Below are 18,449 nucleotides of genomic sequence, written 5' to 3'. Positions count from 1 at the left end.
GAATTGAGGTATGGATGCTGAGGAATTGCTCAGGCGTTATGCTGCTGGAGATAGAGATTTTACTAGAGTTGATTTGAGTAACGCTAACTTGAGTAGAACCGACTTGCGGGGTATTAATCTGAGTAGAGCTTACTTGGATGGTGCAAACCTAATGGATGCCAACCTCTGTGGGGCTTGTTTGGTAGGTACTCACTTCGAGGCTACTGAAATGATTAATACTGATCTCAGACAGGCTAATCTCAGTGATAGTCATCTGAGTGCGGATCTGAGTGGGGCTAATCTCAGTGGTGCTGACCTAAATAGGGCTGACCTGTATAGCGCCTCTCTGGAGAACGCTCTGTTGATTGGGGCTGATCTCTCCTACGCCAAGTTGGAGGCTGCTATTTTTGATGGGGCTAACCTCAGCTATGCAAACTTGACGGGTAGTACTGATGGTCATGTCAATGATGCTATTCTTTATCACACCATCATGTGGGATGGAAGTATTAGAAATAATTAATGCGATCGCTCCCCTCGCTAGTTGAGCAAGGAAACCCAACATTTATGATGGATATCCAATTAACAAATAGAAAGTACAGCTTAACTGTGCTGTAAAAACTCAACTTTGGGCAATAAGGGGTCAGTCACAATACCCACACCGCTAAAACCCCAGCGTTTGAGCAAGTTTCCCAACTGTGTACGCGCAATAGATTCTACAGTAAAGCGATTTGCCACTTCTGCCGCATGGGTGTTGAGATAGCTAAGGGCATCAAAGTTTTCCTGAAACAGCAATAAATAACCTGATGTTTCGGTGTCAGGACGAGCGATGAGATAATTACCGTCAGTTTTTGAGCGCACTAAGTAATAGACTTCGGACAGCATGGAGATGAGGATGAGGGAGATGGGGGAGATGAGGGAGATGAGGGAGATGGGGTTAAACCAATGACAAATGACAAATGACAAATGACTAATTGAGATTTTCTAGGCGAATGCGTGGATCGGCGGCTTTTAACATTAAATCGGCGATTAAATTACCAGCAATCAGCAGCACTGCGCCCATTACCAAGCTTGCCATTAACAAATATAAATCTTGAGCTTGTAAAGCCTGTAAAGTCAACCTCCCTAAACCGGGCCAGTTGAAGAAAAATTCCGCAATGAAGGCACCGTTTAATAAACCAGCTAATTCAAAACCCAATAAGGTAATTAAGGGATTTATGGCATTGCGGAGTGCATGAACGTAGATGACGCGGTTTTCTGGCAGTCCTTTGGCACGAGCCGTTTGGATGTAATCTTGACGCAGCACATCTAATAATTCGCCGCGAGTGATCCGTTGTAAACCAGCAAAACTTGTAATTGAGAGGGCGATCGTTGGTAAAATCATGTGCCAGCCGATATCAAGGATTCTGCCAAACCACGACAGTTCCGAGTGATTGATGCTAGTCATGCTACCGACTGGGAATAAGGGCGAGGTGAGTTGGGCTAAAACCAGCAGCGCTAAGGCAGTGATGAAACTGGGAAAGCCTTGTCCGGCGTAGCTAATCACTTGTAAAATCCGGTCTGCTAGCTTATTTTGGTTAACAGCAGCAAAGATTCCTAGAGGGATGGCGATCGCCCATGTGACAATTAAAGATGCGATCGCTAATAGCAAAGTCGCTGGTACCCGTTCCCACAACAGCGATGCCACTGAACGTTGATAAATAAAACTCGTACCAAAATCCCCTTTTGTCAAGATTCGCCATAGCCACAGCCAAAATTGCTCTGGCCAAGACTTATCCAGACCAAACTGCCGCTTGATTTCCTCAATTCTTTCTGGAGATATCTTCGGGTTTTGCCGCAGCGTATCTACATAATCCCCAGGAGCGAGTTGAATAATGAAAAACGACAACGCTGCCGCCAAAAACAAAGTCAGTAGTGCCTGGAATAGCCGCTTTGCGACATAAACAAAAGTTTCGCTCGTGACTAGCCTGATTAGCCAATCCCGACCTGTCTCCAAGGAAATTCTCGTAGATGTCATTTGTCTTTTGTCCTTTGTCTAATCACCCATGACTAATATTCAATTAGAGAGATAATCGGCACGTCCGGCAGATATTTACGTCCTTGTAAATCCCGTAGCTCGATAATAAACCCAAACCCTACTAGTTCGCAGCCAATCTTCTGTACCAACTTTGCTGTTGCGCTCGCAGTTCCACCCGTGGCAATCAAATCGTCCACAATCAAAACTCGGCTACCTTTGGGTAAAGCGTCTTGATGCACTTCCAGGCAGTCTGTACCATATTCTAGTTCATACTCAATTGAGTGAACGGCTGCTGGTAACTTCCCACTTTTGCGGACGGGAATAAAACCAACTCCTAATTTATAAGCCAGAGGTGAGCCAAAAATGAATCCCCTCGACTCTATACCGATGACATAATCTGCCGTTATCCCAGCTTGATTGCATTTTTGTGTTAAAAAGTCAATAGTGTAGCGCAGTCCCTCTGGATCGCGCAGCAGCGTAGTAATATCCCGAAATAAAATTCCGGGTTTGGGGAAATCTAGGATGTCACGAACGAGAGACTTCAAATCCATAAAAAAGTGGATGGTGAGTAGGGAGTAGGGAGTAGGGAGTAGGGAGTAGGGAAAGTTAGGAGTGAAGAGTGAGGAGTTATTAATTTAAATTTATAACTGTGCCCAATGCCCAATGTCCAACACCCAATGTTCAATTTCAGATACCTGAAAAATCGTACACTATAATGTCATACGCTGGGAGTCGAGGCTGAAGCTTCGCCCTTCATTGACGATAATTAGAATCTAAACCAAGCTAGAAAAGGTATTGCACTAATAAATGAGGTGAATTAACTGATGTTTTAAAACTTTAATTTCAATATAGGGAAACTTTTGAGTAGAAAGAGTTAACTAATGTATATATCAGGTAGTCATACTAGTGCTACAAGTCTAATGTTCAAGTCTTGGCTACCGATCTTAAATTTGTTTTATCTAGTCTGTTGGAACCGCACAAGGTATTTATAGAATGAATGTCTCAGCAAGTTTAACGCCGTTCAACAGTCCAACCCAAGAATCACTGCCGATGGTTCTGGACACTTTACCAGATCCGGCGATCGCTTCCAAAACCTGTCCTCGAAGAACGCGGTTGCAAATTGATCTGATTTTACTGGCAATTGAAGCTTTAGAGCTTGGTGGTTCGGAAGCAATCCTGGCTTTTGCTCAAGAGTTGGATCTTAAAGGAATTGTTAAAGACAGAGTGAATTTATGGCGGATGCGTAGCTCTAACCCGCTACGAAGAGCGCACATGCGCCGTCCCTTAACTATTATGGAAGCAAAAGCTCTGGTGGTCATTGCTTGCTACATGGCGCGGCGTTTAACTGTTGTCATCCGCCAGTTACTAATGATATGTCAACAAATGGAAGAAAAACAGATTCCATTAGAACAGAATTTGCGCCTATCTAATTACCTAGAGCGGTTTAGAGCGCATTTCAAGAGCCGGATGAATGCTCGCCGTTCTGGTTTACTAGCATTAAGTTCTGATGAAAAATTAGATGAGCTAGCGATAAATTTGTTAGGACAATTACTATTTTGTACGGGTACAGCTGGAATGCAGAGGTTCTGGATTAGTTTATTTGACGGGGAAGTGGAATGAATATTCAACGTAAGTACAGTCTACCTAATTGTACACTGCTTTTAGAAGGGTTAAGTGATGTCACTAGGGCTGCACAGTTCCAGGAAATGCGCCCGGAATTATCAATATTGGTAAATGCAGAATGCTATTTATCTGGTTACAATCAACCCCTAACCGGAGGGCGGGAGTTTTTTGAAAGTTTGGTGAGGGCTGTTAGTGGCTATGCCCAAGAATTTTTAAGTAGTGTACCCAATCCGCAAGCACACAACCAGGAATCGGAACTAGTAGAGTTTCAGAAAGTTGACAGCAACCGACACAGGCTAATTATACATTCAGAAGGTGCTCCAGACGGGTTCGAGTCCCACTCTAACAATTCCAAACGTCCGCCTATTGAAATAGATTTGAATACGGTGCAGTTGTTTGATTTAGTGGAAGCAGTGGATCAGTTTTTTGCTGATAGCCAAACTTTACCAGAACTTTCCTTAGAACTACAACCAGTTACCAGACGCTATGGCGGTGCTAGTCAGGCTTTGATCAGGCAAGCAGTTCCTGCGGCTGTGGGAGTATCAAGTTTAGCAGTAGCAGCGATCGCTTTTAACTTGATTCCACCTCCTCAAATGCGTCCACCGCAGCCTCAACCAGATGACCAAACTAGCTCTACAACAAAAAGCATCACTCCTCTAGTATCAGCTGCTGCAACTCCCGTCACTGCTGCAACCCCCACATCAACACCAACAACCACAGCTAATGCCAAGCCGCCAGTTAAAGATTTAGAAGCACTTTTAAATACAGTTTCGGAAATTACTGATCCATCCCAGTTACGTGCATTGAATCGCCAAGTGTACAACCAAATTCATCCAGCTTGGACTAATCGCTCAGGATTGAACGAGGATTTAATTTATCGGCTGGGTGTAGCTGCGGATGGGGCGATCGTTGGTTACAAAGCGTTGAATAAAGAGGCGAATCTAAGAGTGGGGCAAACTCCTCTGCCTAACGTACTTTACAATCCTGCTAACCGCACTCCCATTTCCAATGAACCAATCGCCCAATTTAGAGTAGTGTTTAATACAAAAGGAGTACTAGAAGTTAGCCCTTGGCGAGGATATGCTAGTACACCAAAGGTACTTGGCGCAACAATTACTGACTCTAATATAGTCAAAGGTTTAAACCAAAAGCTTTATAATTCAGTTCGCCAAACTTGGAGTGGCACCCCCACCTTTACGCGAGATTTAAAATATCGCGTAGCGGTTAACAAAGGTGGTGTAATTGCTGATTATGAACCACTCAACCAAGTCGCCTTTGACTATTTTCGGGAAACACCCCTTCCGAAAATGTTCAACGCTATCTATGGTTCCAATGTAGCAGCTCCCAACAATAAAGAACCTCTCGCCCATTTCCAAGTGATATTCAAGCCTAGCGGCACGCTGGAAGTCACTCCTTGGCAGGGATATCAGCCTAATTGATAATTATTAATTCATAATTCATAATTAAAAAGGGTTTGATTCGGTTGCTTTTACAAGCAGTTATGTTTTAGTTGGGGCTTCGCATGAGCGCTCAGTCGAACGGTTGAAATCCCTTTTCTATTACATAATTATGAATTATGAATTATGAATTTTTAATCATAGGGCATTGCCCAATGCCCAATTTACCTTGTAATCCGCCTCATATAATTTCCCCACAACTGAGCTGCTTGAGCGCTGCTACCAGATGTAGGGGAATTATTGTCGTTTCCCAGCCAAACACCAGTTACAAGCCGCCGATCGGGGATAAAACCGATGAACCATAAGTCAACGTTTTTATCAGTCGTGCCAGTTTTACCAGCTTCCCCCAGTCCTATGGCAGCACTACGACCAGTACCTCTTGTGATTACGCCACGCATCAAACTAGTCATCTCATCGGCTACACCATTTGGCAGCACTCGTTTGTTGGCATCCGGATCTTGGTCGAAGGAGTAGATTACACGGCAAGTTTTGATATCATTGCGATCGCGGCAATCACCACTGTCTAAAATTCGCTTAATCGCATGAGGAGGATTCAATACACCGCGATTGCTAATAGCACCAAAAGCACCAGTCATTTCCAAAACATTGACCACGCTTTGACCCAATACCAAGCCCGGAACTGGATCGAGAGGTGATTTAATCCCCAAACGCTGCGCCATTGCCACGACTTTATCTAGCCCAATTTGTTTGGCAACTCCCAAGGCGATGGGATTTTCTGAAAGAGCCAGCCCGGTGGCAATATCTAAACTGCCAGCACTTGAACGACAGGGTTTATAGGTGAAGCCTTGCCAAGTTAAAGGAGCGCAAGAATAACTATTGGATGCTGAAATTCCCTGTTGAATAGCGGCGGTATAAGTAAAGATTTTGAAGGTGGAACCTGGTTGTCTTTTGGCTTGGGCAGCACGATTGAACTGACTTTTTTTGTAATCAGTCCCGCCCACCATTGCCAGGATGCTACCAGTACTGGAGTCAAGAGTAACTACTGCCCCTTGAGAATAATTAAAATTTGCGCCACCGTTGTTGACTGAATTTCGCAACGCTGTTTCTGCTTGGGTCTGGTAGGCTGGATCAAGCTGGGTTTCAATGATATAGTTTCCTTCTCTTGCGGCTCCCTGCCCCAAGATTGATTCTAGTTCCGTGAAGACGTAACTGTAAAAATAAGGAGCGATCGTCTTAGCTTGCTGTTCACACACTTTAGGACTAACTTGGACGGTGGAGCGTCTGGCTCGGTTCGCATCCTCAGGTTTAATTTTGCCCATCTCTAGCAATCGCTTAATCACGCGATTGCGGTATTCAGCAGCTTCTAGCTTATTGTGACTATCTCCACAAAAATCGAAGCCGTTGGGGGCTGGTAGAATTCCCACCAACGTTGCTGCTTCTGCCAAAGTTAATTCTTTCGCTGACTTGTCAAAGTAATATCGGGATGCATCCTCAAAGCCAGAGGTATCCCCCCCCAAAAAAACCCGATTTAAGTACATCAGCAAAATATCATCTTTGCTGTAAAAGGTTTCGAGTTTCAGGGCGACAATTGCCTCCCGCAATTTGCGTCCAAGGGTATCCTGTCTGCCTACATACTCGCGGAACAAACTGCGGGCAACTTGCTGGGTAACAGTGCTGGCTCCTTGTTGCACATCTCCACTGCGGCTATTGATCAACACGGCTCGTAAAATCCCCACAGGGTCAACCCCAAAGTGCCAGTAATAACGACTATCCTCTGAAGCTACCACCGCAACAGGCAAATAAGGGCCAAATTCCTCTAAACGCTTCATGTCTACATGAGAGATAGTCCGAGGCTCTCTCAGTGGGGTGGCGCCATCACGGGCGTAAACAACGACTGGGGCGCGTGTAGCTGTAGGTAGAGGTTTAACTGTAAATTTCAGCCATTCGACGCCAATCACTAACGCTAACAGGGCACTAACACCACCGACACCATAAGCTGTCCAACTTGCAGCTTTGACATACCAGGCTGGTGGATCGACGTATTGCAACCGCACAGAAGCAGCGAGTTCTGGGGGCCCCAGAGTAAGAATATCGCCGTGACGCAGTTCTAGGGAACTAACACGACGCTTGCCACGATAAATGCCATTGGTGGAGTTTTCGTCTTTGATCACGAAAACTGGTGTGTGCTGAGTAGAATTGCGCGATAGCGACAGGTGAATTTGGCTAACAACAGGGTTACGGATGACGATATCGCTGGATTTGGAGCTACGACCTAGAATATAGCGATCGCCCAACAGTGGATATACTTCTGCCTTATCCGCCCCCGCATCCTGCACCCAAAGTTCCGGTACCTTGGCATTAGGCTTGAGCGCCAATTTAGAAAAATCGACCCTAGCTTGAATCGTATGTACTGCTTGAGTCAGTTGACCTAGTAACGTTTGTGGCTTGTGAGGGGGTTGGGGAGAACTCATCGGCTATTCACATCAGAGTTTTTAGTGAAGAATCGGGCAATCGAATTACAATCAATTTAAATGTTAGTCTTTCATCATTTTACTCATAAGCCAAAGCATAAATTGGCTATACGGAATTTTTTAATCTAATTTATACTTAGATTTAGCTGATAACTGGAATAAATTTGTGATTTTTGTCACTTACTTACAGAGGGATAATTTTTTTTCCAATTCTCAAAGGCTTATTTTATCTACTCTTACTAGTTCAATAACTACAACCATAATTTTTATTGTTGTACTTTTAAACACTAGTTATTAATAAACAACAGATTTAATTTTTACCAATTTTACATATCCACATATTCTGAAACAAACCGAAATATCTTCATTTAGGAAGATTTTCTAAATCTAATTGTCTGTTTTAATAGTGCGAGTGTTCCGTTAAGGTTAATTTCAGAATGATGGGAAAATCTCTGACCATGATTGGTACAGCTCTATCTTTAGCGCTCACCGCTAACGTTGCTGTAGGTCAATCCAGTAAATCCCCCATAGCCCAATCCAGTAGCGACTCCACTACTGCACCAACGGAAATCAAGATGTCGCCAGAAGGGATGAAAATTCTGTGCGAGTATTTTCCGCTCAACTCTCGCTGTCCTGGCGGTACAGCATCCACCCCTAGCGCTCCTAGCACTGTACCAACAGAAACTACGCCCAGCACCACCACTCCAGATAGCACCACATCACCAGGAAGCGTTACCACACCTGGATCTGGCACTCCCGAAACCAGTCCGACACCAGGAAGCGTTCCTCCATCTGAACCTGGCGCTCCTAGAAACTTAACTCCAGCACCAGGAAGCATTACCCCACCTGGCACTCCTGGCACTCCTGGCACTCCTGGCACTCCTGGCACTCCTGGCAGCACTACCGAACCAGGTAGCTCAACCCCATCTGAACCTGGCACTCCTGGCAGCACTACCGAACCAGGTAGCTCAACCCCACCTGAACCTGGCGCTCCTAGCAACTTAACTCCAGGTCCAGGAAGCGTTACCCCACCTGAACAACCTGGTACTCCTCCTGGCAGCACTACCGAACCAGGTAGCTCAACCCCACCTGAACAACCTGGCACTCCTGGCACTCCTGGCAGCAGTATTGAACCAGGTAGCTCTCCCACTACTCCAGGCTCTATGCCAACAACTCCTGGCAGCAGGTAATTAAATTAAAAGCTGGGGCATAATCTGAATACTAGTTTGCCATCAGCGATCGCCGGTGCATCTTCACCTCTTGCACCAGTTATGCAAACTGGTGTAATATGACAAATAAAAATCGCTCAAACCTATATATCAAGTCTTCGCATATAGGATTGAACAAGGGTTTTAGTAATTAATAGCCTGGGATTAATCATCCCAGGCTTAATAGTTTAATGCGGCCTGCCAGTTGAAGTCGGTGTTTTTTGCAACGAAGCAATTAATAGGCAAACAATACCGATACTAATAAATGAATCTGCCACATTAAATACGGCAAAGTTAATCAGGCGAAAATCAAGAAAATCAACGACGTAGCCTAAAATAAAACGATCAATACCATTACCCATCGCTCCACCTAAAATCAAGCCATAGCCCAACTGATCCCACCAATTTAACGTTGGACTAAACAACGCCAACGCTACCAATACTAAACTCACTCCTAAAGATAGCCAGCGTAACCACTCTACTTTCCCACTTAACAGACTAAAAGCGGCACCAGTGTTAGTGACATAAGTGAAGTGAAATATCTCAGGTAAGAGTGGTAGTGTCTGCCCCAAGCTAAAGGTTTGCACCACCCAGTATTTTGTTATTTGGTCTAAGAAAAAAGCTATGAAGGCAGCTATCCAGAAAAGGCTATTTTTTAAACGCATGGCGAATTGGTCATTGGTCATTGGTCATTGGTCATTGGTCATTGGTCATTGGTCATTGATCATTGGTCATTGGTCATTGGTCATCAGCTTTTGACAAATGATAATGAACTAATAAAACATTAAGTGGCGCAATATATATGCTATTACAGTAACGGCACACACCACAGTTAGTTGACCTGGTAGTGCAAACCAGGAGTATCTGAGGATTGCTTGCATCAAGGGTAGATTTTCTGTGCCTTTCCACTGAAACATATAGCTAATAATCAAATAAGTAATACCCCATAGGTGGAGAGTTAACAAGCCACAGATACAGCTAAAGGCAAGAGTTTCTAGTCGGGGTCTAGCTTTAAAAGCGAACAAGCCACAAATCCAAGCTCCAGGAATAAAGCCTAGTAGATAGCCAAACTGAGATAGCTTAACATAACCAATACCGCCGCCATCATCAAATACAGGTAATAAGGTTAACCCCATCACTAAATAAGCAATTTGCGAGAGCGCACCGGCATTTTTGCCTCCTAAACAACCCACCAGCAGCACTGCGCCAATTTGAAAACTGACTCCTAAAGAAAAAGTTTGAATTCCGTGCTGACTCCAACTCCAAGGTAAGGTGATGCCATAAGCTTCTAGGAAAGTGCCACCCATTGTTAGGAGTAAGCCAATCATAGACCATAGTAATTGATTGGAAGCAGCAAACATTTATCAGACAACCAAGAAAAGGCAAAAGGGAAAACCTACAGCAACCAGTATATTCATTAATATTGAAATGAAATTTCTGCTGACATCTTAAGAACTAGCATATTTTCTTTTGCCTTCTTGGTATGTAACTTTTCAGTTCTGCGAATTGCGGCTTAAGTGTCTATTGTCTAATTTTTATTGACTGAGGCGTTTTCTGATTCTGGTATTTGACCTAAAATATGGTAAAATTACTGAGTATAATATAATTTCTTGTACTAATTTTTGAGAGTATTGTCTAAATTAGCTACAAAGTGCTTAAAATATTTCCTTAATCGACTTTTTTAGGCGATCGCTCCCTATATTCTCCATACATAAACAACTTACTCTTTCTCTTACAAGAATTTCACAGCCTAAATGAGATTGTTTAGTTGTTTGCTTCAGGTCTGCTTAGGCTAGTAACTAGAAACAGTTTTCCATAAGCTCCCAAATTTCTAAGCCTTTTGTTTTAAGCTGTTGGACATAAAAGTTGCATATTACCTAGAAGTAAAACTCTTGTGGGGTAGCCCAGAAAACCCGCCCTGGTTATGCAAATTCAAAGTACATTAGTTTACCAGGCTTTATCATCTATTGACATACTTTTTTGAGCGCTTGACCAATGAAGATACACTAAGAATAAATTTTTGTAAATACGTGTGATTCTGTTTAGGCAGCATTATTTATAACTTATTCCAACGTAAGAGTATAAAATTTATCAAGCAAAACTATAAAGAAGGCTTTGCTCTTCATCAAAAAAAAACAAGCATTTTTTTGCTTTATTAACCTATTGTTAATCTTAATCGTAGTCCTTTAGGGGTATCTTAGAAACGCTCACCTGGAAAGTTACTAAAAAATTTATAGCGATGCTCTCACCTGTTAGTGTAATAAAAACTCATCGCCTCACAGCTTCAATTTCAGTGTTAGCACTGACAATCAGCCTCGCAGCTTGTGGCGGACAGCAAACCCCAGATAATACAGCCACGAAGGATACGCCTTCTGGCACTGCTACAGATACTACTGCCTCTAGCCCAGCCAAATTAGACCTTGGTGGAACCGTAAAGTTAAGCGGGGCTGGGGCGTCTTTTCCAGCACCACTGTATGATACCTGGTTCACGGATTTAAACAAAAAATATCCAAATCTGCAAGTTGACTATGCATCAGTTGGTAGCGGTTCTGGAGTTGAGCAATTTATCAAAGGCACCGTAGACTTTGGTGCTAGCGATGTTGCGATGAAGGATGAAGAAATCCAGAAAGTACCAGCAGATAGGGGTGTTCTCTTACTGCCTGTGACTGCTGGTAGCATCGTCCTGGCTTACAACTTGTCAGATGTTCCAGAACTCAAGCTACCACGGGCCGTTTACGCCGATATTCTACTAGGCAAAATCAAGTCTTGGGATGATCCCCAAATTGCCAAGGCTAACCCAGGTGCAAAACTTCCTAAAGAGCCGATCAATGTTGTTTATCGTTCCGATGGTAGCGGAACCACGGGTGTGTTCACAAAACACCTTAGTGCTATTAGCCCGGAGTGGAAGACTAAAGTTGGCGAAGGCAAAACTGTCAACTGGCCTACGGGAACCGGTGCTAAGGGTAATGAGGGTGTTACCGCTCAAATTCAACAAACTCAAGGTTCCATTGGTTATGTCGAGTACGGCTATGCCAAACAAAATAGTCTCAAATTTGCTGCCTTGGAAAACAAAGGCGGTAAGTTTGTTGTAGCTAGTGAGGAGTCAGCCTCTAAAACTCTCGCATCAGTACCTCTACCCGCAAATCTCCGCGCCTTCATTTCCGATCCCGAAGGGGCTGATTCCTATCCCATCGTCACTTACACCTGGATTTTGGCTTACAAGAAATATCCCAATGCCGCAAAAGCTAAGGCAGTTGAAGCCGCGATCGAATACGCTTTAACTGAGGGTCAGAAGCAGGCTAGTGCACTAGGATATGTTCCTCTACCCGGAAACGTGATCACAAAGGTGGCTGCTGCTGCCGATCAAATCAGTCCAGAGTATAAAATTTCTGTTGGCACTGCTACTAGCGCTAGCAAGTAAGCATCAAACACGCCTAATCAATAGTAACTGGAAACACGGAGTTACTAATACATCAGTTTAAATAGATGATGAGGCGACAATTTTACTAATCTGGTTGCCTCCCCCATTTTTCTCTGGTTTACTTGTTAAAGTCGGTATTCATGACTACAAATTCTCAAAATCTTTCATCAGCGATGAAAAATCGCTCTGGCGCAGAAAAGTCGCTAGATCAGGGTTTTATTTGGCTGACTAAAATTTTCGCCTTTGGGGTTGCTGCTACTTTATTATGGATCGCGTCGCAGGTTGCAATTGGCGCTTGGCCTGCCATCCAAAAATTTGGTGCCAGCTTTTTAGCCAACACCACTTGGAACCCGGTTAATGATAGCTATGGGGTGCTACCTCAAATTTATGGAACTCTCGTGAGTTCTTTTATTGGTCTGCTGATAGCAGTACCAATTGGGGTTGGTACTGCTATTGTACTAAGTGAGGATTTTTTACCCGCTAAAGTGAAGCTGGTACTGGTTTTCGCAGTAGAACTGCTGGCAGCTATTCCCAGCGTTGTCTATGGCGTGTGGGGTATTTTTGTTTTAGTGCCAATCTTAACCAGCTTGGGAAAATGGCTCAATGGTTACTTTGGCTGGCTGCCATTTTTTAGCACTTCTCCTACAGGGCCAGGAATGTTGCCGGCGGGAGTCATATTAGCGATTATGACTTTGCCGATCATCACAGCCTTATCCCGCGATGCCTTGATTTCGATACCCCCCAGTTTGCGCCAAGCCTCTATAGGACTTGGAGCAACGCGTTGGGAAACGATTTTGCAAGTTCTGATCCCAGCAGCCTTTTCGGGCATAGTCAGTGCTGTGATGCTGGGACTCGGCCGGGCAATGGGAGAAACAATGGCTGTAACGATGTTAATTGGCAACTCCAACAACATTAGTATCTCTCTTTTAGCACCAGCCAATACGATTTCTTCTCTACTAGCAAATCAATTCTCAGAAGCTAGTGGTTTGCAAGTTGCGGCTTTAATGTACGCGGCTTTAGTTCTATTTTTCTTGACGCTGGTAGTGAATATTCTGGCAGAGTTGATCGTTATGAGAGTCAAGCGACTGTAGCTTAGTTTTGGGTTAAATTATGACTTCTAGTTTTCCAGAGCGCAGTTTAACTCGCTCCTCCACGTCTCAAAGGACACTGTTTAATACAGTGATGACCGTAGTCGCATTTATCTGCGGAGTATTGGCACTTTTACCTTTGCTAGCAGTGCTTTCTTACGTGATTATTAAAGGCTTTAGCAGTCTGAATCTGGCGGTGTTTGTTGAACTGCCACCCAAAGCTCTACAAAAGGGAGGAGGTTTTGGTAATGCAATTTTAGGGACACTGCTGATGGTAGGAATTGCTGCCTTGATTAGCATCCCCTTTGGAGTTTTGGGGGCGATTTACATCACAGAATTTAGTTCGGCAAAAGTAGCCAGATGGGTACGTTTTGCGGCTAACGTCCTGAGTGGAGTCCCCTCGATTATTGCTGGGGTATTTGCCTATGGCATTGTAGTATTGACATTGGTAAAGTTAAACTTAGGATCATATTCAGCTCTCGGTGGAGGGTTTGCACTGGCAATTTTGATGTTGCCAATTATTTTGCGAACTACCGATGAAGCTTTGCAGTTAGTATCGCAAGATTTGCGGCAAGCATCGGCAGGGTTAGGAGCGACTAACTTTCAAACAGTGAGTCAAGTAGTATTACCAGCAGCTTTACCAGCAATTGTAACTGGGGCAACGCTAGCGATCGCCAGAGCATCTGGAGAAACCGCACCCTTACTATTTACTGCTCTATTTTCCAACTTTTGGCCTGATAGCTTATTCCAACCAACAGCTTCCCTTGCTGTTTTGGTTTACAAATACGCCATTTCTCCGTTTAAAAATTGGCAATCATTAGCTTGGGCAGCATCTTTAATTTTGGTATTAATGGTTCTACTCACAAGTATCATCGCTCGTTGGGCAACTCGTAAAAAAGCTTAGTAAACAACCATCCACAGTGCAGTTCCCATCGCTAAAACTAACACACTTACTTAATTTATGCCTACTCGCACTAGCACAGTGAATGACACTGAAACCGTTTTACGCACCGAAAATCTTAACATTTACTACGGCAAGTTTTTAGCCTTACAGAATATTTGGCTAGATATACCAAAAAATCAGGTGACAGCCTTTATCGGCCCTTCTGGTTGTGGTAAAAGTACATTGTTGCGATGCTATAACCGCCTCAATGATCTGATTGAGTCATTTCGGGCAGAAGGTAAAATATTTTTTTACGATAAAAATTTGTATGCATCCGACATCGACCCTGTAGAAGTGCGTCGGAGAATTGGGATGGTGTTTCAAAGACCAAACCCATTTCCAAAATCAATTTTTGACAATATTACTTTTGGAGCCAAAATCAACGGTTACAAAGGTAATTTGGATGAATTGGTAGAAAGCAGTCTCAGAAAAGCAGCTTTGTGGGATGAAGTCAAAGATAAACTCCGACAAAGTGGAGCGTCTTTATCCGGTGGACAACAACAACGGTTATGTATTGCTAGAGCGATCGCAGTACAACCTGAAATTATACTGATGGATGAGCCTTGCTCTGCTCTTGACCCCATTTCCACCTTGCGTGTTGAAGAACTGATTCACGAACTTAAAGAGCAATATACTATCGTCATTGTCACCCATAACATGCAGCAAGCAGCGCGCGTTTCTGACAAGACAGCCTTTTTTAATGTTCGGACTTCAGACACAGGAGGTCGTAGCGGCTACATGGTAGAGTACGACTTAACAGAAGTAATTTTCAACAATCCTAACCAAGAAGAGACGCGAGATTACGTCAGTGGCAAATTTGGATAAAGAAATATTTGACATTGTTGATCTTAAAGCAATGAGGGATACTCGGCAATTAAAGCTGTGAAATATTCCTCTATTTTTTTATTTGTTTGCCAACGTTGGCGTAGGCGTAGCCCGCCGCAGGCATCGGTCGCTCAATTATGGCTGTTTCTGGGTCAAGAAAAGCAATAATTAAACTATTTAACATAATATTTGTATTGACTGGGCGGGCAAAATACCCGCTCCAAAATAGGCCGACACATATTGCAGTACTAGTGTCTGGCTTGCCTTGCTATTTATTCGTAGGCATCCATGATTTAACAAGTTAATTTGGAACTGGTTATTTTACTAAGCCCAGACTTACTTGTTGCACTACTGTATTTCAGGGTTTTTTCTAAGCGGGCGGCGGGAATCGAACCCGCATTAATAGCTTGGAAGGCTATAGTTTTACCACTAAACTACGCCCGCAAATTTCCAACCTAATAAACATAACACAGCTTTTGCAAAAATTCAAGCATTTATTTGGAATTGGCAGGTTGGATTTTGATCCTGACATACAGATTGCTCAAACCTGGTTTTGTGCCATTGTTGTTGTGAGCAGCAATAAAGTTTTCTGTTTTGAAAACTTCGCTGAGGACTTGCTCGTATGTGCTTTTTTCCCTTTGCAGTGTTCCTGGTTCTATTTCTAGAACTACAGCCTCTTGAAAATTGCCATTCTTATCAATTATTAAGCTAGCCAAGAGTTGTGCTGGCTCAAGTCCAGAATTGTGGACAAGAAAACTTGAGTCTAATTGTTTTGTGTTACTTCCGTTGTATAAAGCGATAACGTCGGGTAAAGCATCTTGTCGTAATCTTCCTGTTTGTATCAAGTTACTCACTTCATCTCTAAGCAAAGGAGCTACTATTGCTACCGATGCTCCCACAGTAGGAGTTGGTGGAGTTTCCCTAGTTGGAGTTGCTGGAGTTTCCCTAGTCGGAGTTGCTGGAGTTTCCCTAGTCGGAGTTGCTGGAGTTTCTCTAGTCGGAGTTGCTGGAGTTTCCCTAGTCGGAGTTGCTGGAGTTTCCCTAGTCGGAGTTGCTGGAGTTTCTCTAGTCGGAGTTGCTGGAGTTTCCCTAGTCGGAGTTGCTGGAGTTTCCCTAGTCGGAGTTGCTGAAGTTTCCCTAGTCGGAGTTGCTGGAGTTTCCCTAGTTCGAGTTGCTGGAGTTTCTCTGTTTTCAGGTTCCGAAACTGGTGGATTTGATGGAATACCTGTTGGTAGTGGCGTTCCCTTTCCCAGTTTGATTTCTTGACGGCGGTTCCAAGGTAAATTCCCGACTGGAACTGTAGGTGTTGCCGTCGGCGTAGGTTTCGGTGTGGCTGTAGGTTTCGGTGTGGCTGTAGGTTTCGGTGTGGCTGTAGGTTTCGGTGTCGGCGTGGGAACTCTCTGTTGCCTAAAGGGTTTGCTCTTAGGTTTAGAGGCGTAAGTTCGGCTCTTTTGCTGGAGATTATCCGCAGAATTTATTGCGCCAAAATCTTCATTTCTGGGCGTAGTTCGTTCTCTTTGTGCTGAACGTGCTGGTACAGACTTTTGAGTTGAGGATAGTGGCTTTAGCGAAACTGTTTTAGCTGTTGATTTTGATTTGGTTATTGATTTTGTTTTAGGAGTAATGTCTATCAATTCAATGGGAACAGCAGATTGACTTTGCTGGGGAAACCATAGACTAAATGCATTAGATGAGCGCATCAGCCAGAACGCCAGCAAGTGCAGAAAGACTGAACCTATAACGACAGAAATCCACAAACCGGGTGGGTCAGTGTGTCGTCTCCAGACCTTGGCTGGTATTGGAGTTTTGTCTGCAACCGATGGTGTCATATTATAGAAACTGGATATGATTACGCACTCTTACTCATTGTTAATGCTTTAAAATACCAGTGTGAACTACCTACACTGACTGAGTACAGTACTGTGTAGGCTTCCGGCTTCAACGATAGATGCCTTTCCACCTTGCGGCTTATTATTGGTCTTACTCTTCCTCGGCACGGCAATAACGGGGTTCCCTCCGCCATTGTTTTGCAATATCCGCATCCCTTCTTTTCTGATGTTTAATGCTGCATTACCATCACGGTCATGATGAGTATTGCATGATGGGCAATCCCACTCACGTACATCCAATGTCAACTCATCAACGACGTGACTACAGCATGAACAGGTTTTTGAGCTGGGAAAGAATCTTCCTATTTCTATAAGTTGACCGTCTTGTTGTTTCAGCTTGTAGTCAAGGAAATTAACAAAGGTTCCCCATCCCACGTCAGATATTGATTTTGCTAGCTTCCGGTTCCGTACCATTCCCTTTACATTGAGATTTTCCACAATGATAACTTGGCTTTCATCTACCAGCTTCCTGCTTAGTTTATGCAGAAAGTCTTGGCGGGAATTTGATACTCTTTCGTGAACCTTGGCTACTAGTTTTTTATGTTTCTGCCTTGACTTACTCCCTTTTACTTTACGTGCAAATTTTTTCTGTTTACGTGCTAGATTTTTCTCATGTCGTCTCAAGTGTTTAGGGTTGGAATACTTGGTAACTTGCTCTCCATCATGAACAATAGCAAATTCCTTTAACCCCAAGTCAATACCCAACGTCTTGTCGCCAGTTGATTGATTGGATTCACCTTCCACTTCACATAGGATAGAAGCAAAATATTTATCCGTAGGAGTCTTGCTGATAGTAACCGTTTTGATTTTCCCTTGAATCGGTCGGTGAAATATCGTTTTCACTTCTCCCATTTTGGGAATATTTAAACAATTTCCTACAATTTTGACATTTTGCGGATATTGAATCGACTGTTTATGGTTTTTGGATTTGAATTTAGGGAACTTAGCCCTTCCCTCTCCTGAGGGAGACGCTACGCGAACAAAAAAGTTTTTATATGCCTTATCTAGGTTAATAGCTACGCATTGCAAAACCGACGAATAGCAATCTTGCTTTAACCAAGGATGTTCTACTTTTAATTGAGGCAAGTAAGCTTTGTAAACACTCTTGTTTAATGATTTTCCGGTTTCTTCGTAGTGTTGAATACAAGCATTTAAAGCATAGTTCCAGTACCATCTTGCACAACCAAACGATTTGGCTAAAGCTATTTCTTGTTGAGTTGTTGGGCACAATCTTACCTTAGTTGCTTTCAACACTTTTCACTACCTCCTTGTATCCTCATGTTAACATAATTGAGGAGATATTGAGGAGATATTATGAAAGAAGATTATTTAAGAATACGGATGAGCAAACGTAGAATGGATAAGCTTCGTTTATACGCAACAATGAAGGATACGACGATGACTCACGTTATTGAAGACCTTATTGACTCATTAAAAATCCCAGAGATAGGCAATTCCGACGCTCGCGGACTCGAAGAGGCTGCGCTATCATCGACCAACATTGGTGAGTAAACTGCGTTTGCTATCGCTCGTTGATCAATTCCGACGCTCGATGACTCGCTACCGCTTC

The 18,449-nt window shown here is 43.5% G+C and carries 17 protein-coding genes and 1 tRNA gene; 8 read left to right on the top strand and 10 right to left on the bottom strand.

The features are described 5' to 3' along the window. Positions 1 to 10: 10 nt before the first annotated feature. On the top strand, positions 11 to 499 hold the full coding sequence (locus HWQ23_RS21305; RefSeq protein WP_292832382.1) for a pentapeptide repeat-containing protein: 489 nt from the start codon (positions 11 to 13) through the stop codon (positions 497 to 499). A gap of 80 nt (positions 500 to 579) precedes the next feature. On the opposite strand, the gene HWQ23_RS21300 is transcribed toward HWQ23_RS21305, so the two are convergent. The 3 genes from HWQ23_RS21300 to HWQ23_RS21290 form a co-directional block, all read right to left on the bottom strand. Continuing rightward, on the bottom strand, positions 580 to 861 hold the full coding sequence (locus HWQ23_RS21300; RefSeq protein ID WP_292832379.1) for a hypothetical protein: 282 nt from the start codon (positions 859 to 861) through the stop codon (positions 580 to 582). An 85-nt stretch (positions 862 to 946) separates the two neighbouring features. Then, entirely contained in the window at positions 947 to 1,993 is a 1,047-nt protein-coding gene (locus HWQ23_RS21295) for an ABC transporter permease (protein ID WP_292832377.1), read from the bottom strand. 32 nt (positions 1,994 to 2,025) lie between these two features. After that, complete coding sequence (locus HWQ23_RS21290) at positions 2,026 to 2,544, bottom strand: adenine phosphoribosyltransferase (protein ID WP_292832373.1); 519 nt, start codon at positions 2,542 to 2,544, stop codon at positions 2,026 to 2,028. A 442-nt stretch (positions 2,545 to 2,986) separates the two neighbouring features. Here HWQ23_RS21290 and HWQ23_RS21285 point away from each other — a divergent pair, with 442 nt between their 5' ends. Together HWQ23_RS21285 and HWQ23_RS21280 are read left to right on the top strand one after the other, a co-directional pair. After that, a complete protein-coding gene (locus HWQ23_RS21285; protein WP_292832370.1) occupies positions 2,987 to 3,613 on the top strand; it encodes a DUF3038 domain-containing protein in 627 nt (208 codons plus the stop codon). Then, positions 3,610 to 5,055: a DUF4335 domain-containing protein gene (locus HWQ23_RS21280; RefSeq protein WP_292832367.1), complete on the top strand. Its 1,446-nt coding sequence runs from the start codon at positions 3,610 to 3,612 to the stop codon at positions 5,053 to 5,055. The genes HWQ23_RS21285 and HWQ23_RS21280 overlap by 4 nt, the downstream gene beginning before the upstream one ends. A 182-nt stretch (positions 5,056 to 5,237) precedes the next feature. On the opposite strand, the gene HWQ23_RS21275 is transcribed toward HWQ23_RS21280, so the two are convergent. The 4 genes from HWQ23_RS21275 to HWQ23_RS21260 all read right to left on the bottom strand — a co-directional run bounded on the left by HWQ23_RS21275 (position 5,238) and on the right by HWQ23_RS21260 (position 10,074). After that, positions 5,238 to 7,505 (bottom strand): transglycosylase domain-containing protein, encoded by a 2,268-nt coding sequence (locus tag HWQ23_RS21275; RefSeq protein WP_292832365.1) that lies wholly within the window; start codon positions 7,503 to 7,505, stop codon positions 5,238 to 5,240. A gap of 508 nt (positions 7,506 to 8,013) precedes the next feature. After that, a complete protein-coding gene (locus tag HWQ23_RS21270) occupies positions 8,014 to 8,655 on the bottom strand; it encodes a hypothetical protein (protein ID WP_292832363.1) in 642 nt (213 codons plus the stop codon). Between the two features lie 246 nt (positions 8,656 to 8,901). Beyond that, on the bottom strand, positions 8,902 to 9,378 hold the full coding sequence (gene lspA, locus HWQ23_RS21265; protein WP_292832437.1) for a signal peptidase II: 477 nt from the start codon (positions 9,376 to 9,378) through the stop codon (positions 8,902 to 8,904). Between the two features lie 108 nt (positions 9,379 to 9,486). Then, positions 9,487 to 10,074, bottom strand: a complete 588-nt coding sequence (locus tag HWQ23_RS21260; RefSeq protein WP_292832361.1) for a biotin transporter BioY — start codon at positions 10,072 to 10,074, stop codon at positions 9,487 to 9,489. Positions 10,075 to 10,952: 878 nt separating this feature from the next. Between HWQ23_RS21260 and pstS the strand changes: the two genes are divergently transcribed. The 4 genes from pstS (at position 10,953) to pstB (ending at position 14,990) form a co-directional block, all read left to right on the top strand. Then, positions 10,953 to 12,134: a phosphate ABC transporter substrate-binding protein PstS gene (gene pstS / locus HWQ23_RS21255; protein WP_292832358.1), complete on the top strand. Its 1,182-nt coding sequence runs from the start codon at positions 10,953 to 10,955 to the stop codon at positions 12,132 to 12,134. Positions 12,135 to 12,274: 140 nt separating this feature from the next. Next, positions 12,275 to 13,225, top strand: a complete 951-nt coding sequence (gene pstC / locus HWQ23_RS21250; protein ID WP_292832355.1) for a phosphate ABC transporter permease subunit PstC — start codon at positions 12,275 to 12,277, stop codon at positions 13,223 to 13,225. Between the two features lie 19 nt (positions 13,226 to 13,244). Then, positions 13,245 to 14,126: a phosphate ABC transporter permease PstA gene (gene pstA, locus HWQ23_RS21245; RefSeq protein WP_292832351.1), complete on the top strand. Its 882-nt coding sequence runs from the start codon at positions 13,245 to 13,247 to the stop codon at positions 14,124 to 14,126. A 57-nt stretch (positions 14,127 to 14,183) separates the two neighbouring features. Further along, a complete protein-coding gene (gene pstB, locus HWQ23_RS21240) occupies positions 14,184 to 14,990 on the top strand; it encodes a phosphate ABC transporter ATP-binding protein PstB (protein ID WP_292832348.1) in 807 nt (268 codons plus the stop codon). A gap of 373 nt (positions 14,991 to 15,363) precedes the next feature. On the opposite strand, the gene HWQ23_RS21235 is transcribed toward pstB, so the two are convergent. The 3 genes from HWQ23_RS21235 to HWQ23_RS21225 form a co-directional block, all read right to left on the bottom strand. Then, positions 15,364 to 15,434, bottom strand: a tRNA-Gly gene (locus HWQ23_RS21235). A gap of 50 nt (positions 15,435 to 15,484) precedes the next feature. Continuing rightward, positions 15,485 to 16,819, bottom strand: coding sequence for a hypothetical protein (locus tag HWQ23_RS21230; protein WP_292832345.1), 1,335 nt, complete (start codon positions 16,817 to 16,819; stop codon positions 15,485 to 15,487). A 66-nt stretch (positions 16,820 to 16,885) separates the two neighbouring features. Then, positions 16,886 to 18,133 carry an RNA-guided endonuclease InsQ/TnpB family protein gene (locus tag HWQ23_RS21225; RefSeq protein WP_292832342.1) on the bottom strand — a complete coding sequence of 416 codons (1,248 nt, stop codon included), beginning with the start codon at positions 18,131 to 18,133 and terminating at the stop codon, positions 16,886 to 16,888. A 60-nt stretch (positions 18,134 to 18,193) separates the two neighbouring features. Here HWQ23_RS21225 and HWQ23_RS21220 point away from each other — a divergent pair, with 60 nt between their 5' ends. After that, positions 18,194 to 18,391, top strand: coding sequence for a hypothetical protein (locus HWQ23_RS21220; RefSeq protein ID WP_292832339.1), 198 nt, complete (start codon positions 18,194 to 18,196; stop codon positions 18,389 to 18,391). Positions 18,392 to 18,449: the final 58 nt, after the last annotated feature.

Source organism: Nostoc sp. JL33 (assembly GCF_017114985.1).
Classification (GTDB): Bacteria; Cyanobacteriota; Cyanobacteriia; order Cyanobacteriales; family Nostocaceae; genus Nostoc.
This window is presented reverse-complemented; position numbering and strand designations above follow the sequence as displayed.

Coding starts and splice junctions, on each gene's coding strand:
- HWQ23_RS21305 (WP_292832382.1), top strand. CDS start 11: ATGGATGCTGAGGAATTGCTCAGGCGTTATGCTGCTGGAGATAGAGAT.
- HWQ23_RS21300 (WP_292832379.1), bottom strand. CDS start 861: ATGCTGTCCGAAGTCTATTACTTAGTGCGCTCAAAAACTGACGGTAAT.
- HWQ23_RS21295 (WP_292832377.1), bottom strand. CDS start 1,993: ATGACATCTACGAGAATTTCCTTGGAGACAGGTCGGGATTGGCTAATC.
- HWQ23_RS21290 (WP_292832373.1), bottom strand. CDS start 2,544: ATGGATTTGAAGTCTCTCGTTCGTGACATCCTAGATTTCCCCAAACCC.
- HWQ23_RS21285 (WP_292832370.1), top strand. CDS start 2,987: ATGAATGTCTCAGCAAGTTTAACGCCGTTCAACAGTCCAACCCAAGAA.
- HWQ23_RS21280 (WP_292832367.1), top strand. CDS start 3,610: ATGAATATTCAACGTAAGTACAGTCTACCTAATTGTACACTGCTTTTA.
- HWQ23_RS21275 (WP_292832365.1), bottom strand. CDS start 7,505: ATGAGTTCTCCCCAACCCCCTCACAAGCCACAAACGTTACTAGGTCAA.
- lspA (WP_292832437.1), bottom strand. CDS start 9,378: ATGCGTTTAAAAAATAGCCTTTTCTGGATAGCTGCCTTCATAGCTTTT.
- HWQ23_RS21260 (WP_292832361.1), bottom strand. CDS start 10,074: ATGTTTGCTGCTTCCAATCAATTACTATGGTCTATGATTGGCTTACTC.
- pstS (WP_292832358.1), top strand. CDS start 10,953: ATGCTCTCACCTGTTAGTGTAATAAAAACTCATCGCCTCACAGCTTCA.
- pstC (WP_292832355.1), top strand. CDS start 12,275: ATGACTACAAATTCTCAAAATCTTTCATCAGCGATGAAAAATCGCTCT.
- pstA (WP_292832351.1), top strand. CDS start 13,245: ATGACTTCTAGTTTTCCAGAGCGCAGTTTAACTCGCTCCTCCACGTCT.
- pstB (WP_292832348.1), top strand. CDS start 14,184: ATGCCTACTCGCACTAGCACAGTGAATGACACTGAAACCGTTTTACGC.
- HWQ23_RS21230 (WP_292832345.1), bottom strand. CDS start 16,819: ATGACACCATCGGTTGCAGACAAAACTCCAATACCAGCCAAGGTCTGG.
- HWQ23_RS21220 (WP_292832339.1), top strand. CDS start 18,194: ATGAAAGAAGATTATTTAAGAATACGGATGAGCAAACGTAGAATGGAT.